The organism is Paenibacillus sp. SJS-P3 (assembly GCF_056711585.1).
Map to the genome: position 1 here is coordinate 3725782 of NZ_CM160043.1, position 15269 is coordinate 3741050.

Below are 15269 nucleotides of genomic sequence, written 5' to 3' on the forward strand. Positions count from 1 at the left end.
TAGATTCAGCGGGGAACGTTGAGCTGCGCCTCGGTGTCGTCAAGCACCTGCTTGGCTTTCTCCACCCATTCCGGAGCGACGTCGGCATCCGGGTCGACTGGCGCCTGGAACTGGTCGAACAGCGCGCCTACCGTGCGCATCTTCGCTTCCGGATCGCTGCCTTCCCGGTACAGATGGCGAAGCACGTACGGAGTGGTCAGCTTGATAGAGGCGTCGTTGTCCTCGGTCTGGTCGTCCACGTTGCCGCGCAGCACGTCGAACGGCAAGCGCAGCCATACCTTGTTCTCTTCGTCCAGATTCAAGTCGAAGGACCCGTTGCCGTAATCCCAATTGCCTCCCAGCACGAAGCCCTGCTTATCCAGCACGCGCTTGATCTGTACGAAGTCATGCTCGGTCGATTCCAATGGGGATGCGATCTCAATCATGGATATCTCTCCTTGTCAGCTTCGATATGGTCAGCATTCCCTGCCGGATCGGGCGTTATGTGCAGAAAGCTGCCGGACGGCCGCGTTGACGTCCTGAACCCTTCCCCATGTCGTTCTCGTCATGCTTCAGTTCGAATCCACCGCTGGCCGATCCCGATCAGGATTTGACCCATCCTTTGCGATGGGCATAGACCGCCAGCTGCGTCCGGTCATCGACCTCGCATTTCATCAGCAGGTTGCTTACATGTGTCTTAACCGTTTTGATGCTGATATGAAGCTCTTCGGCGATTTCCTTGTTGGCCTGGCCTTCCGCGACCAGCAGCAGCACTTCCTTCTCCCGCTCCGTCAATCCCTCGTCGACGATCTGCGCGGAGCGCTGGCGCAGCCCGCGGGTGAGCGCCTGCGAGACGTCCGCCGTCATGACGGGCATGCCCCGCAGCGCGCCGCTGAGCGCATAGATGAGCTCCTCGGAGCTGACCGTCTTGAGCACGTAGCTGACTGCTCCGGCCTCGACGGCCGCAACGACTTTCTCATCCTCCAGGAAACTGGTCAGGAGCACGACTTTTACGGACGGAAAATTCTCCGTGATCCGGCGAGTCGCCTCTACGCCGTCTATGCCCGGCATCATCAGGTCCATCAGGACGAGATGGGGAAGCTCCTCCATCCCGTCAAGCAGGCGCAGCGCTTCCTCGCCGCTGCCCGCTTCTGCGACCACCTCGAATTTGGGCTCCAGCATCAAATAAGTCCTCAGACCGGTACGGACCATGTCATGGTCGTCCACGATCATGATCCGGCAGCATTCGGTTCCCGTCATTGTTCTTCCCGCTCCTCAGTTCCATATTTCGGCAGGGACACGCGGATCCGCGTGCCTCCTCCCGGCTTGCTGATAATGGCTGCGTCGCCGCCCAGCTGCATCGCCCGCTCCTGCATCGTCGAGAGGCCGTAGGAGCCCGGACGGACCTGATCCGCCCGGAAGCCCTGGCCGTCGTCCTGCAGCACCAAAGTCAGGCTGCTGGGCGTATCGGACAACGAGAGCGTGACGCTGCCGGCCCCCGCATGCTTCACGACGTTGGCCATCGCTTCCTGCACGATCAGGAACAGCTGATGCTCCTTGGCCTCGGAAACCTCTTCCTCCACCCTCCAGTCAAGGACGCCTTGCAGGCCGTTCTGCCTGCAGTAATCCGGGAACCAGCGCGCCAGCGCATCCTCGAGCGAGCGGCCCTCCAGCTCCAGCGGCCGCAGCTGCGCGATAAAGCCTCTCATCTGCTTCTGAGCATGAGAGGACATCGTGATGAGCTGTTTCATGACTTCGCCGGCCCGCTCGGGACTGATCTCGAGCAGCTTGGGCAGGGAAGAGGCCGACATATGGATGGCGAACAGCTGCTGGCTGACAGTGTCATGCAGGTCCCGCGCCAGCCGCTTGCGCTCCTCCAGAACGGCTTCTTCATTCGATGCCGCCTGCTGCAGCACGCGGATCTCGTTCTGCCGCTGCATCACCTGGAGCTTCCTCTCCAGCGTTTCGGCCATCAGGTTGAATTCATGGTAAGCCCCCGCCAGCGAATATCCTTCTCCTTCCGGCAGACGAGCCGCCAGATTGCCGCTCGCGGCCTGCTTGAGCGCCAGATGCACGGCGTCGATACGGTTCTGCTGACGCTTGCCGATCCAATATCCGAGGCCGATGCTGACAATCAGGCACAGGAGCGTTCCCGTCAGCCACAGCTGGCCGGAAGACGCTTTGTGCATCCATCCTTGCTTGATCCAGTACATGACACACCATGGCACGACCGTGCTGAGCACGAAGAACGATATCAGCTCCAGCCTGCCGCTTCTAAGCAGCTTAACGACCACGTCCCGACCTCACCCTACCTTCGTCACCCGGACATCTCCGATAAATGTGCTGCACACCAGCTTGATCTTGCGTTCTGATTCGCGGAAGCTCGGGCTCTGCGTATCCGAATGCTGGAACATCCCGCCTTCCTTGCGTCCAAGCACCTTGGAATCGCCGATGAAGGCGCTCGATACGACCTGAATGCCGACATCCGAATCGGCGGGGAGGAATACTTTCACGTCTCCAATGAAAGAGCTGATCGTAATTTTCGTCTCTCCCGTCGGAATGTTCGCGCGAGTCAGATCCAGCACGGTGTCTCCGATGAAATGGGAGATGTTGAGCGGAACGAGATCCCAGTAATCATGGCCGAGATGGATATCCCCGATGAAGTTGGAGCGTGTCTGAGCGTTCGGATCCGTGTTCCACCATTCCGTGCGGCCATGATGATCCCTGCCGCGGCCATGGCCGCGGTGGCGGCGATGCGCATCCCGGTATTCGCGCCTCGCTTGCTTGAATTCATGCTTGGCCCGCTTCCAGTCCACCGGCCGGCCCGGCTCCGGAGACCAGCCGGACTCCCGCTCAGCGTAACCGTCTCCGGCATTGCCGGCCGGTGCCTGGGCGCCGCCATGAGCCGGCTGTCCATCCTTCCCGAACCTTCCGCCATCTCCCGGCCGTCCGGGCCCTTCTTCCGGATGCAGCGGGTCCGGATGCAGCGGAGGAGCCGGGGGAACGGGACCTTGATAAGAAGTGTACGAGGTCCACTCTCCGTCGTCTTCCGGCTCTTCATGGCGCTGCCGCCGGCCGCCGCGCGAGAAGACCATCCTCAGTCCGAACACGATGGCGACTACAGGGAGCAGAAACTGCGCCGCGTCGCCGAACGACCAGTACGAAAATCCCATGTTGCGCCCCAGCATCACGAGTCCGAACAGCACCATGGCCGCGCCGGCCCAGAGCGATCCTCCCGAGAACAGCGTGGACAGCCCCATCAAGAGCGGAACAAGCGGCCAATATCGGCTGATGAACCCTCCGATGTCAAGATGCTGGAAGCCGAGCATCCCCATCTGGTGAAGGATGAACAAGCCGCCGACTGCCGCTATGGCCAGTCCTCCGAGAACTCGGCATATATGGGTTTGTTTCATGCTATCGACATCTCCTTGCCCTTCTCATCTGCTTTCGTGTCCTCATTATACCGTGCCGCTCAACATGCAGGTAGAGTCTGACGGTTGATTCCCTTCTCCGTCTGCAGACGGAGGCAAGCACTAAATAAAGGAAACCTCCTATGAAAACTTGCCGGCACTCCCACTATGGTTCCAAAATACGAAAAAGCCGCTGCTGCGAGTGCAGAAGCGGCAGGGGCTAGCGGAAAACTGTGCGGCCTTCATAATCAGGTCCAAATATGACATATATATAACATTTAATTCATTCCTAAAGGAGAAGAATGTGGATTCATTGCTTCCATATCCGCGGAATGGCAGTGATTTAATTACGTAAAGCGTCAAATCAGTGGGGTAAGCTTGCTGTTCGAAATCAAAAAATGACTATTCAATGTCGAATGATTATGTTATGTTTATTAACACGAGATCAGTTTGCGAAAGGAGTCCGCTTCAATGAAACTCCCCCATTTGGACGATATCGATCAACAGATTGTACAGCTGCTCCTAGAGAACGGAAGGATGCCCTACGCCAAGATCGGGGAAACGCTGAGCCTCTCGCGCGTTGCCATCCAGAAGAGGGTCGAATCCCTGCTGGAGAGCGGCGTGCTTGAACATTTCACAGTACGTGTCAACGTGGCCAAGCTTGGCCGTACGGTATCCGCCTTCTTCGAGGTCCAGGTCGAGCCGCGCTGCGTCGACTCTGTCGGACAGCAGCTGTCGGAGGAGATGCAGGTCGTCAACATTTATCAGATGACCGGCTCCAGCACGCTGCATGTCCACGCACTGCTGCGAGATGAGAATGAACTCGAGAAGTTCTTGTACGACAAGCTATACGTTCTGGAAGGGGTCGTCAATGTGCAGACCCAGCTCATGATCCGCAAGTTCAAATCCGCCAGCGGCCTTGACGTATAAGGCCGGCTGGCGGTTTTTTTATAGCTTGGTTTTCTTCGGCTGCTGCACTCCGACGGCTTTCACCGTTTCATTCAGCCGGTTCAGCATGCGCTGGTCGAGCTTGCCGGAGCCATACCTGATTACCTGGACCGTAACCTGTTTCTTTCCCCACTCCTTGTAGACCTGGCGGGTCGTGTCGAAGTAAAGGTCGATCCGCTTCCCCTTGATCTTGGAGCCGGTGTCCGCCACGACCCCATAACCGTATCCTGGTATGAAGAGCAGCGTCCCTATCGGAAGCACCTTCGTATCCGCGGCGATCGTCGACACCTGCCCCCGCATGACCTTGACACCGGAACGGGTGATGCCGTAGAGCGGATGTCCAGGCCTCTTGCCGGTCGATTCGATTCCGGCCGTATAACCTGTCGCCAGCACCGAGATGCTCTTGACCGGTGCAAGCCTTTCTTGCTGGGGCTGCTCCGGCGCAGACGAGACGGCATCCGGCATCCCAGGCGACGCCGACCGCTGTGCGGCAGCGGGCTGCGGCGGAGCGGCAGGCTTGTCCGCCGCCTTCGGAGCGGGACGACGTACGGCAGCCCGCTCGGGAACAGGTACAGCATTGGTTCTCTGCTCCAGCTTGCGAGGCGCGGCATCGGACTCCGAATCGGCTATGACCGGCACGCGGCCTGAGTCGAGGACGAGGACGATAATCGCGGCAACAACGAGAAGATGGATGGATTTTCGGTAAAACAAAAAGCCTGTGGGCATAGTCAGTGATCTCCCCTTTAAACGGAGGTTACCCACTGCCCGCAGGCTTTATTCAGTTTTTGTCGAATTTTGCTTCAATTAAACGGTTTTCTTGGCGATTTCCTCTGCCAGCTCCGCTGCAAGCTCGGTTACCGGCTTCGCCCCGATGTCCCCTTCTCCGCGCTTGCGCACCGAGACCGTGCCGGCTCCGGCTTCATTCTCGCCGACGATCAGCATGTACGGAATCTTCTCCAGCTGCGCCTCGCGGATCTTGTAGCCGAGCTTTTCGTTGCGCAGGTCGCTCTCGGCGCGGATGCCTGCCGCAAGCAGCTGCTCCTCGACTTGGCGGGCATAACCTTCGTATACCTGGGATACCGGAATGACGCGTGCTTGCTGAGGGCTCAGCCAGAGCGGCAGAGCGCCGGCGAAATTCTCCAGCAGGAAAGCGGTCATGCGCTCCATCGTGCTGATAATGCCGCGGTGGATGACGACCGGACGATGCTTCTTGCCGTCCTCGCCCACATACTCGAGCTCAAAGCGTTCCGGAAGCAGGAAGTCCAGCTGAGCCGTAGAGAGCGTCTCTTCCTTGCCGAGAGCCGTCTTGATCTGCACGTCGAGCTTAGGACCGTAGAATGCGGCTTCTCCCTCCGCCTCGAAGAAAGGCAAGCCGAGCTCCTCGACGACTTCGCGCAGCATGCGCTGGGACATTTCCCACATCTCGTCGTTCTGGAAGTACTTTTCCGTATCCTGCGGATCCCGGTAGCTGAGACGGAAGCGGTATTCCTTGATGCCGAAGTCTTCGTATACCTTGCGGATCAGGTTGACGACACGCGCGAATTCTTCCTTGATCTGATCGGGACGGCAGAAGATATGCGCGTCGTTCAGGGTCATGGCCCGAACGCGATGCAATCCGGTCAGGGCGCCGGACATTTCGTAGCGGTGCATCGTGCCGAGCTCCGCTACGCGGATCGGCAGGTCGCGGTAGCTGCGCATGTCGCTTTTGAACACCATCATATGGTGGGGACAGTTCATCGGACGCAGCACAAGCTCCTCGTTGTCCATGACCATCTTGGGGAACATGTCCTCGCTGTAGTGCTCCCAGTGCCCGCTCGTTTTGTACAGCTCAACATTGGCCAGCACCGGCGTATAGACATGCTGGTAACCGAGCTTTTCTTCGAGGTCGACGATGTAGCGCTCCAGCGTGCGGCGCACGCGGGCGCCGTTAGGCAGCCAGATCGGCAAGCCTTGTCCGACTTCCTTGGAGAACGTGAACATCTTCAGCTCGCGGCCGAGCTTGCGGTGGTCGCGCTTCTTGGCTTCCTCGAGCAGATGAAGATGCTCGTCCAGCTGCGCCTTCTTCGGGAAAGCGGTGCCGTAGATCCGCTGCAGCATCTTGTTCTTGGAATCGCCGCGCCAGTAGGCTCCGGCAACGCTCAGCAGCTTGAACGCCTTGATCTTGCCCGTGGACGGCAGATGCGGCCCTCGGCATAGATCGAAAAATTCGCCCTGGTCGTAGATGGTGATGACCGAGCCTTCCGGAAGGTCGCGGATCAGCTCCAGCTTGAGCGGGTCTTCCATCTTCTCGAACGTTGCCAGAGCCTCTTCGCGGCTGACCTCGCGGCGGCGGATCGGAATATCTTCCTTGATGATCCGCTCCATCTCCTTCTCGATCACTTCCAGATCCTCAGGGGTGATGGATTGCTCCAGATCGATATCGTAATAGAAGCCGTCCTCAATGACCGGACCGATGCCCAGCTTGACCGTCTTCTCTCCGTAGATGCGCTTGATCGCTTGGGCCATCAGATGTGCCGTGCTGTGACGGTATACCTCAAGTCCGTCCGCCGAATCGAGCGTGACGATCTCGACAAGCGATCCGTCCATGATCTCCGTGTTCAAATCCACGACTTTTCCGTCCAGCTTGCCCGCCACCGCATTTTTCCGCAGTCCGGAGCTGATGGATCCCGCTACGTCCTCGATTGTCGCTCCCGGCTCATAAGCACGGACCGCGCCGTCGGGAAGCCTGATTTCAATTGCCATTGTCATGCCGCCTCCTGATTTATAAATAGGATCTTAAGGACGCAAAAAAGCACTGCGTCCCGCAAAGGGACGAGTGCTGTACGTTCAGACCCGTGGTTCCACCCTAATTCAACGCCGAGGCGTTCTCTGGGATCCGGTAACGGGGATTAGGCCGGCATCATTTACTTTCCGGACAGGTCCGGGTTCCATCATGCAGCTTCGAAGGGGTACGGCCGCTTGCGCCTGCGTTAGGAATTTTCAGCCGGGATTCCTATCTCTGGGACGCGCGTCAAACGCCGCTTGGCTTCATCAATGCTTTGACCACATTATATAGAAGCGGAACGTTGCCCGTCAAGGCTCTCCGGCGCCCAAAGCCTGGGAGGTCCCGCCGACTCCGCAATCGCGGCAGCCTGGACATACTTCGGCGCGCTGCTCGAAAATGGCCTGGATCGTACGGATGACCTGATGATCCGGAGTCGGGGTATGGATCCGGATCGAGGCCGGCGCGGCCGTAATCAGGCTGCTCAGGACCATATCCTCCACGTTGAGCTCGGCATCCACCAGCTCGGCGATGGCGCGGTCCTCGGAGCGGGTGTCCAGCGGAAGGAAATCCGCGTCCAGAAGCTTGATCTCCTGTCCGTCATCCTGGACGACATGGACAAGCTTGCGGCGGCTCGGCTGCACCGCCACGAAATATTTGAGCAGGGAAATGAATTCCTGATACTGCTTATCCATGACGTATTCCTCGACCGCATACTCCGCCGCTTCACGCAGCTCCTGCCAATAGCCCTGCAGCCTGAACGTCACGAACCCCTGGAGGTTGAGACGCGTATTCTCCGCGAGGAAGCCTTCCAGCTCCGTGGCCACTTTGGCCTCCCGCTGCCCGCGGCTGCTCGCCTCTCCTCCCGCGAGCGGATGCGGCTCCTCGATATGCCACTGCTCGCCGGACAGGACCAGCCTGCAGCACTGCTCTATAGTAGCGATCTCTTCGTCGCCGGTATAATGAAATTGCTTGCGGATGATCGTGCGGATGAGCACAGGCTCGTAACGCTCGATGATATAGCCCGACAGCATGGCTGCGGCCTGCGCATAGACAAGTCCTCCATGCTCGGAGAGAGAGAATCCGGGCAGCCGGGCCGTGCAGATCAGGCTGCGGCCGGACGCTCCCGGCGACCAGTCCCATAATCGCTCCGCACCTTCCGCCCAGCCGGAGCTTGCCCCGTTCAGCTCGCGGCACAAGGCCTCGCCGCGGTCTTCTTCCTCCGCGATGAGATCCACAACAAGCAGCTCCATGCGCGCTCAACCCCTTTCCTTCGCTTTAGTATATGCCCGGCATGGTCGGATATTCGGCGAGGAGAAGGGCATGAGGCCTGGAATAAGCATTTTCCGGAGGAGGAAAAAGGTGGTTCTGCGGACATTTCCTATTCATAATGAGGATTGGATTGGCGATCTTTTCATGGTATATTGATTAACGTGTAACCAAGCTTGCATGCTGGAGTGACTCTATTTGGACGATCAATTGCTGGACTTCACCCGAGCGCGCTGGAACAGGATGCTGATGAATGGATTCTGGTGCCTGCTCGGTTTAATGATCTTATTCGAATTCTTGTATCTGGCCTTCATCACTCCGCTTGCTTCCGGAATCTTCTTCAAGAAATACATCCTGCTCCCAACGGTGCTCCATCTTTCCGTGCTGGTCGGGGCAGAGATTGCTATCCGCTATTTGTCTGAGAGACTGCGCGATTATTCGCTGCTGGTCGCTTCCGCTCTCATGACCTTCATCATCGTTCAAATCAATATCGAAGTGAACTATATCGTCATTGCGCTGTTCCTGCCCGTGCTGGTGTCCATTTTTTATTTTTCCTCCAAAAAGCTCGTCTTTGCCGACGTCCTTTGCCTGCTATCCCTGTTCTGCCTCTACGTCTTCAACGACAATCTTGACATCTCCCTGGTCGGCATGCTTTCCATTACGGCCATGATGGGGGCATTCAGCCTTGTGGCTTGGGGGGTTATTGCGAGAGGCAAGGAAATGCGCCAGTATTACATCCATACATCTCGCTTCAACCAAGAGCTGATGGTCAAGAATACGATCATGGACAAGCTGGCCAAAACGGACGCGCTTACGGAACTCTACAATCATATTACGTTCCATGAATACCTCGACAAGCTGATCGACCACCATGATGTCAGCGGGATGCCGCTGCAGCTTGCCTTGATCGACATCGACAATTTCAAGAGCGTCAACGATCAGTTCGGCCATCGGGCCGGCGATCTCGTCCTGAAGAAAGTGTCGGAGATCGTCCGCGCCCAGGCCGGCATGAACGATTTCGTCGCCCGTTACGGCGGCGAGGAGCTTGCCGTCATCTTCACGGACCGAGCCGCGGAGAAGTCCCTTCATATTTTGGAGGCGATGCAGAGCAAGATTTCTTCGGCCGTATACGACAAGCTCGGAACCCGCCGCATTACGGTGAGCATCGGTTTCTCCGATTATGCCGACGAAGGCAAGGAGAATTTCTTTGCCCGAACCGACAAAGCCCTCTATGCCGCCAAATCCTCCGGCAAAAACCGCATCATCATCGCGGAAGAAGCCGATATGCCCCAAGCAAGCTTCTCCTGAACGACCATACAGCCCCATTGCCGCCTGGAAGGCAGCATGGGGCTGTTTTTTCAGCCGAAAAAAAAGATGCCTGGCGGCAACCCGAGGCCGCCGAAAAAGTAGCGTAAGGCGCGAAATCGTTCTGGAGAAACGGATGGGGTCGCCTTTGTCCCCGGATTTCAACCGCTAAAAGCGGCAGAAATCAGAGAAATCTGGGGACAACAGCGATCGGAAGAATGATTTCCGTCTGCAGCGACACATTTTCAGTGGCCTCGCCGCAACCCGAAGTCCCTTCGTTCATCCGTTGCGAGGCTCAGCTTCACAGCAGCTCCGAATCCGCGGCACATACCAAAAAAGACGCTGGTCCGCTGGGAACCGCTCGGAGCGATCCACCGGGACTAGCGTCGAGATCAACCATCTAGTTCTGCATGACGAAGTCGCGTTCGGCGTGTTCTCCGTCATGGAAGACACGAAGAATGTCGTAGCGCGTGTTGCGCTGTGCAGGAATCTTGCCCGACTCGCGGATATACTGGAGAATCAGCTCGATGTTGACCTTGTGGGTCGTCCCCGCCGCGGACACAACGTTCTCCTCCAGCATCGTGCTGCCGAAGTCGTTGACTCCGTACGAGAGCGACTGCTTGCCGATCTCCGGCCCCATCGTCACCCAGCTCGCTTGCATGTTCGGAATATTGTCCAGCATGATCCGGTTGATGGCCACCATCTTGAGGTATTCTTCCGGCTTGGATTTCTCCCGTTTGAGGTTCGTATTGTCCGGCTGGAAAGGCCAAGTGATGAAGGCCAGGAAGCCGGGAGAAGGATAACCGAGCGCCTTGCATTCGTCCTGCGCTTCTCGGACGCGCAGCATATGCAGGGCGCGCTCCTCCATCGATTCCCCGAATCCGTACACCATCGTCGCCGTCGTGTTCATGCCGTTGCGCCAAGCCGCCTTCATCGTGTCCATCCAGTCGGTCCAGGAACCCTTCAGCCGGCTGATCTTGCGGCGGGTGCGGTCGTCCAGAATCTCGCCGCCGCCGCCAGGCAAGGAATCCAGTCCCGCCTCGTGCAGCTTCAGCAGCGTCTCGTCCAGCGACAAGCCGGAGAGCACCTTCATCTTCTGGATCTCCGCCGGCGAGAAGCTGTGCATGGTCACTTCAGGGAAGCGGTCCTTGATCTTGCGCAAAATATCGAGATAGTACTGGAAAGGCAGATCGGGGTTGACCCCTCCCTGCATCAGGATCTCATCGCCGCCGACATCGACCGTCTCCTGGATTTTCTGCAGGATCGTCTCGTCCGGCAGCACATAGCCTTCCTTCGAGCCCGGAGGGCGATAGAAAGCGCAGAAGCGGCAGTATACGTCGCAAATATTGGTGTAGTTGATGTTGCGTCCGATGTTGAACGTCACGATCGGCTCGGGATGCCTGCGCACCATGAGCTCATTTGCGACTCGTCCCATTTTCTCGATCTCGTCCGATTCCAGAAGCACGATGCAGTCCTCGAGACTGATCCTCTCTCCCAGCAGCGCCTTGTCCAGCACGCGGTCCACTTGTTGCATCCGGCAGCCTCCTCTATGCAAGCCAGGTCGTTCCCGGCCGTAATTGTTCCCGATTTCACATAGTACGTTCCCATTTTCACAACCTAATCCTAACATGAACAAGGTCCCATCGTCACTCTCCAAAAAGACGACGAATCTCCAGCTACGGTGAGGAGGAGAAGCTAAAAACCGGCTTGCAGCCTCAAGAACGCTCCATATCGCCTCTCAAGGGCATTTTGGCCCGTTCCCAGATCGGCCAGGCTGTGCCAATGAAGCTCAGAGCACACTCCCTATCCGTATATCATTTATCAGCTATTGGAAGGCCGTAAAAAAGAGCACCGCCGACAGCGACGGTGCCGAATGCTCCGGTCAGGATTCCCGAAGCGCTTCTTCCAGATCCTCGATCAAGTCGTCGATATGCTCCAGCCCGACCGAATAGCGCAGCAGGCCGTCGCCGATGCCCCGCTGCGCCCGCACCTCGGGAGGCATGGCCGCATGCGACATCATCGCCGGATAGGAAAGAATGCTCTCCACGCTGCCAAGGCTGACGGCGACGATCGGCAGACGCACCTTGCTGAGAACTTCCTTGGCTCTCGCCGCGCTGCCGGTATCGAAGGACACGACCGCGCCGTATCCGAGCGACTGGCGCTCGTGGACTTCGCGGCCCGGATGATCCGGCAGCCCCGGATAATACACGCGGCCGACGCCCGGATGCCGGGACAGCCAGTCCGCCAGTCTCCGCGCGCTGCTCTCGCTCTGGTCCATCCGCGCCTGCAGCGTCTTCATGCCGCGCATGAGCAGCCAGGCCTCTTGCGGAGCCAGCACCGCGCCAAGGCCGTTCTGCAGGGCGTAAAGGCGCTTGCCGAGCTCTTCGTCGGCCGTAACCGCGAGGCCCGCAAGCACGTCGCTGTGGCCGCCCAGAAACTTCGTCGCGCTGTGCAGCACGATATCGACGCCGAGCTCCAGCGGACGCTGGTGGTAAGGACTCATGAAGGTGTTGTCCACCATCGTCAGGATGCCATGCTCCTTGGCCCATGACGCCACGGCGGCGATATCCGTAATCTTGAGCGTCGGATTGGACGGCGTCTCCATGAAGACGACGCGGGTATTCGGCTTCAGCGCAGCCTTAACCGCGTCCAGATCCGTCATGTCCACGAACGTCGTCTCGATGTTCATTCGGCTCAGGACCGTCGTCAGGAAGCGATAGGTGCCTCCATAGACGTCTTCCGTCACGATGGCATGATCTCCCGCCGACAGCAGCAGGAAGGCGGTCGAGATGGCCGCCATGCCGGAGGCGAAGGCGAACCCGCGGGCGCCTCCCTCCAGCAGGGCGATCGCTTCCTCGACTGCGGCGCGGGTCGGATTGCCCGAGCGGCTGTAATCATGGTTGGGCGGGTTGTAGATATCGTGGTGATGGAACGTAGATGCCTGCACGATCGGCGTGCTGGAGGCGCCCGTGAACTCGTCCACCTCGGAGCCGAAGTGGATCAGCTTCGTGGCGAAGCGCCGCTTGTCCGCGGCGCGCCAGCTCTCCGGCTGCTTGTCCTGTCCGCTCATGCCTGCGCACCGCCTTCGATCTCGGTCCGCGCGGCTTCCAGAGCCTGCCCGAGATCATCGATGAGATCGTCCGCATGCTCGATGCCGACGGAGAAGCGCAGCAGCCGGTCGTCCACGCCTACAGCGCGGCGGATCTCCTCCGGAATGTCCGCATGGGTCTGGACGGCCGGGTACGTCATCAGCGACTCGACGCCGCCGAGGCTTTCGGCGAAGGCAATGAGCTTGATATGGCGCAAAATCGGCTCGACGTAGCGGGCATCCTTGACTTTGAAGGAGAAAATGCCTGTGTTTCCGGAGGACTGCCGGTTCTGGATCTCATGGCCGGGATGGTCCTTGAGCGCCGGATAGAACACTTCCGCGACAGCGGGATGGCCTTGGAGATATTCCGCCAGCCGCGTGGCGTTGTATTGATGGCGCTCCATGCGCAGGGCGAGCGTCTTCATTCCTCTCATCAGCAGCCAGGAATCCTGGGGCCCGAGCACCGCCCCGATGGAATTGTGCAGAATGCCCATTTCCGTCGACAGCTCCCCGCCCTTGGTGACGATGAGTCCGGCGAGAACGTCGTTGTGTCCGCCCAGGTATTTGGTCGCGCTGTGGATGACGATATCCGCGCCAAGCTCCAGCGGGCGCTGGAAAAACGGCGTCAGCAGCGTATTGTCCACGATCGTCAGCAAGCCATTTTCCTTGGCCCAGCCGCATACCGCCTTGATATCCGTCACCATCATGAGCGGATTGGTAGGCGTCTCGATCAGCACCGCCTTCGTCTCCGGACGGCGCAGCTTCTCCATCCCCTCGATATCGTTCGTATCGATGTAGGAGGTCGTGACGCCGAAGCGCGACATGATCCGCTCCAGCAGCCTGTAGGTGCCGCCATACAGGTCGAGGGAGACGATGAGATGATCGCCTTGGCTGAACATGGCGAAGATCGTCTGCAAGGCGGCCATGCCGGAGCTGCAGGCGAACGCGGCGTCGCCGGATTCGAGCTCTGCGGCTGCTTCCTCCAGGACGCTGCGGGTCGGGCTCTTGGTGCGGGCGTAATCGAACCCGGTGCTCTGGCCGAGGCGCGGATGCCGGTATGCGGTCGCTTGGTAGATGGGATAGCTGATCGATCCGGTAACCGGCTCTTCGATGGATCCGATTTGGGCAAGGCGGCTTTCGATCTTCATGGGCTGCTGGCTCCTTCGCTTCAATAAAGTAGGATGAATGGGTTCAAACGGCCGGATCGCGGACTTATATATGGGCTCCGAGATCAAACGGCGTCTGCTGGTAGACGTAATAGTTCAGCCAGTTGGAGTACAGCAGGTTGGCATGCGCCCTCCAGGTGGACAGAGGCTTGCGGGACGGATCGTTGCCGGGATAATAATTGATCGGCAGGGCGATCTCCATGCCTTTGGCGACGTCGCGGTCGTATTCGTACTTGAGCGTCTCCGGATCGTATTCGGAATGGCCGGTGACGAAGATCTGGCGCCCATCCTTGGAGGCGACGAGGTACACGCCGGCCTCCGGCGATTCCGACAGGATGTCGAGATCGGCTATGCCCTCGATATCCTCGCGGCGGACCTCCGTGTGGCGCGACTGCGGCACGAAGAACATCTCGTCGAAGCCGCGCAGCAGGTTGACCCCGCGCTTCTCCACCGTATGCGGATACACGCCGAAGATCTTCCGGTCGAGATCGTACTTGGGCACGCCGTAATGATGGTACAGACCGGCCTGAGAAGCCCAACAGATGTGGAAGGTCGAAGTCACGTGGCTGCGGCTCCAGTCCATGATGTCCTTCAGCTCTTCCCAGTAGTTCACTTCCTCGAAAGCCATCTGCTCCACCGGAGCGCCGGTGATGACCATGCCGTCGAAATACAGATGGGCGATCTCGTCGAACGTCTTGTAGAACGATTGCAGATGGTCCGACGACGTATTCTTCGACGTATGCGTGCGAGGATGCAGCAGAACGGCCTCCACTTGCAGCGGCGTATTGCCGATGAGGCGGAGCAGCTGCGTCTCCGTCGTCTCCTTGTTCGGCATCAGGTTGAGGATTGCGATCCGCAGCGGGCGGATATCCTGATGGTAGGCGACGCTTTCGTCCATGACGAATATGTTCTCTTCCGCCAGAACCTCCTTGGCGGGCAGATGGTCGGGTACTTTGATCGGCATGCCTGTCACTCCTTTTTATGAATTGTACGGTATCGCAGGGGGCGGGGTCACAGGCGATGCTGCATGCAAAAAGACCCCTTCTCGCGCTTGAGAAAGGGTCGCAGGGTCGTATCGACGGAAACACATGCGCCTCTCTCATCTCCCAGACACGCCGCTGCCGCATGCGCATCCGCAAGAATTAGCACCGTGCGTTCGCACGCCGGTTGCCGGGCTTCATCGGGCTGGTCCCTCCGCCTACTCTTGATAAGAAAGTATCGATATTCAATTGGCCAGTCGGCTTCTGTACCTACAATACTGGATATCCGGGCGGGCCGTCAAGAAGCGAATTGCATCCGGCAGCGCCGCCCCAAAATATTGCCCATTGCTAAAAACGGCAGAA

13 protein-coding genes and 1 riboswitch are annotated in these 15269 nt (G+C 58.7%); of the genes, 2 read left to right on the top strand and 11 right to left on the bottom strand.

The window, feature by feature from the left end:
* Nucleotides 1-5: 5 nt before the first annotated feature.
* From AC06G8_RS17160 to liaF, 4 genes are all read right to left on the bottom strand, one after another.
* A complete protein-coding gene (locus AC06G8_RS17160) occupies nt 6-425 on the bottom strand; it encodes a YugN family protein (protein WP_447663857.1) in 420 nt (139 codons plus the stop codon).
* 157 nt (nt 426-582) lie between these two features.
* Entirely contained in the window at nt 583-1239 is a 657-nt protein-coding gene (locus tag AC06G8_RS17165) for a response regulator (RefSeq protein WP_447663858.1), read from the bottom strand.
* Entirely contained in the window at nt 1236-2273 is a 1038-nt protein-coding gene (locus tag AC06G8_RS17170; protein WP_480283385.1) for a histidine kinase, read from the bottom strand. The genes AC06G8_RS17165 and AC06G8_RS17170 overlap by 4 nt, the downstream gene beginning before the upstream one ends.
* A 9-nt stretch (nt 2274-2282) precedes the next feature.
* Nucleotides 2283-3392: a cell wall-active antibiotics response protein LiaF gene (gene liaF / locus AC06G8_RS17175; protein ID WP_480283386.1), complete on the bottom strand. Its 1110-nt coding sequence runs from the start codon at nt 3390-3392 to the stop codon at nt 2283-2285.
* Nucleotides 3393-3860: 468 nt separating this feature from the next.
* On the opposite strand from liaF, the gene AC06G8_RS17180 reads away from it, so the two are divergent.
* A complete protein-coding gene (locus tag AC06G8_RS17180; protein WP_447663861.1) occupies nt 3861-4319 on the top strand; it encodes an Lrp/AsnC family transcriptional regulator in 459 nt (152 codons plus the stop codon).
* Between the two features lie 18 nt (nt 4320-4337).
* Here the strand turns inward: AC06G8_RS17180 and AC06G8_RS17185 are convergent, their stop codons facing one another.
* The 3 genes from AC06G8_RS17185 to ytxC all read right to left on the bottom strand — a co-directional run bounded on the left by AC06G8_RS17185 (nt 4338) and on the right by ytxC (nt 8351).
* Complete coding sequence (locus AC06G8_RS17185) at nt 4338-5063, bottom strand: 3D domain-containing protein (protein ID WP_480283387.1); 726 nt, start codon at nt 5061-5063, stop codon at nt 4338-4340.
* 78 nt (nt 5064-5141) lie between these two features.
* Complete coding sequence (thrS, locus tag AC06G8_RS17190) at nt 5142-7079, bottom strand: threonine--tRNA ligase (RefSeq protein ID WP_480283388.1); 1938 nt, start codon at nt 7077-7079, stop codon at nt 5142-5144.
* A gap of 330 nt (nt 7080-7409) precedes the next feature.
* Nucleotides 7410-8351: a sporulation protein YtxC gene (gene ytxC / locus AC06G8_RS17195; protein WP_480283389.1), complete on the bottom strand. Its 942-nt coding sequence runs from the start codon at nt 8349-8351 to the stop codon at nt 7410-7412.
* Between the two features lie 214 nt (nt 8352-8565).
* On the opposite strand from ytxC, the gene AC06G8_RS17200 reads away from it, so the two are divergent.
* Nucleotides 8566-9675 carry a GGDEF domain-containing protein gene (locus tag AC06G8_RS17200; protein ID WP_447663865.1) on the top strand — a complete coding sequence of 370 codons (1110 nt, stop codon included), beginning with the start codon at nt 8566-8568 and terminating at the stop codon, nt 9673-9675.
* Nucleotides 9676-10072: 397 nt separating this feature from the next.
* Here the strand turns inward: AC06G8_RS17200 and mqnC are convergent, their stop codons facing one another.
* From mqnC to metA, 4 genes are all read right to left on the bottom strand, one after another.
* On the bottom strand, nt 10073-11206 hold the full coding sequence (gene mqnC, locus AC06G8_RS17205) for a cyclic dehypoxanthinyl futalosine synthase (RefSeq protein ID WP_447663866.1): 1134 nt from the start codon (nt 11204-11206) through the stop codon (nt 10073-10075).
* A gap of 348 nt (nt 11207-11554) precedes the next feature.
* Nucleotides 11555-12742: a trans-sulfuration enzyme family protein gene (locus AC06G8_RS17210; protein ID WP_480283390.1), complete on the bottom strand. Its 1188-nt coding sequence runs from the start codon at nt 12740-12742 to the stop codon at nt 11555-11557.
* Nucleotides 12739-13908, bottom strand: coding sequence for an aminotransferase class I/II-fold pyridoxal phosphate-dependent enzyme (locus AC06G8_RS17215; protein WP_447663868.1), 1170 nt, complete (start codon nt 13906-13908; stop codon nt 12739-12741). Before AC06G8_RS17215 ends, AC06G8_RS17210 begins: the two co-directional genes overlap by 4 nt.
* Before the next feature lie 64 nt (nt 13909-13972).
* Nucleotides 13973-14890 carry a homoserine O-acetyltransferase MetA gene (gene metA / locus AC06G8_RS17220; RefSeq protein WP_447663869.1) on the bottom strand — a complete coding sequence of 306 codons (918 nt, stop codon included), beginning with the start codon at nt 14888-14890 and terminating at the stop codon, nt 13973-13975.
* 132 nt (nt 14891-15022) lie between these two features.
* Nucleotides 15023-15140, bottom strand: a riboswitch (SAM riboswitch).
* Nucleotides 15141-15269: the final 129 nt, after the last annotated feature.

Excerpts from the sequence above, each read along its gene's own strand:
- AC06G8_RS17160 (WP_447663857.1), bottom strand. The coding sequence starts at position 425 with ATGATTGAGATCGCATCCCCATTGGAATCGACCGAGCATGACTTCGTA.
- AC06G8_RS17165 (WP_447663858.1), bottom strand. The coding sequence starts at position 1,239 with ATGACGGGAACCGAATGCTGCCGGATCATGATCGTGGACGACCATGAC.
- liaF (WP_480283386.1), bottom strand. The coding sequence starts at position 3,392 with ATGAAACAAACCCATATATGCCGAGTTCTCGGAGGACTGGCCATAGCG.
- AC06G8_RS17180 (WP_447663861.1), top strand. The coding sequence starts at position 3,861 with ATGAAACTCCCCCATTTGGACGATATCGATCAACAGATTGTACAGCTG.
- AC06G8_RS17185 (WP_480283387.1), bottom strand. The coding sequence starts at position 5,063 with ATGCCCACAGGCTTTTTGTTTTACCGAAAATCCATCCATCTTCTCGTT.
- thrS (WP_480283388.1), bottom strand. The coding sequence starts at position 7,079 with ATGGCAATTGAAATCAGGCTTCCCGACGGCGCGGTCCGTGCTTATGAG.
- ytxC (WP_480283389.1), bottom strand. The coding sequence starts at position 8,351 with ATGGAGCTGCTTGTTGTGGATCTCATCGCGGAGGAAGAAGACCGCGGC.
- mqnC (WP_447663866.1), bottom strand. The coding sequence starts at position 11,206 with ATGCAACAAGTGGACCGCGTGCTGGACAAGGCGCTGCTGGGAGAGAGG.
- AC06G8_RS17210 (WP_480283390.1), bottom strand. The coding sequence starts at position 12,742 with ATGAGCGGACAGGACAAGCAGCCGGAGAGCTGGCGCGCCGCGGACAAG.
- AC06G8_RS17215 (WP_447663868.1), bottom strand. The coding sequence starts at position 13,908 with ATGAAGATCGAAAGCCGCCTTGCCCAAATCGGATCCATCGAAGAGCCG.
- metA (WP_447663869.1), bottom strand. The coding sequence starts at position 14,890 with ATGCCGATCAAAGTACCCGACCATCTGCCCGCCAAGGAGGTTCTGGCG.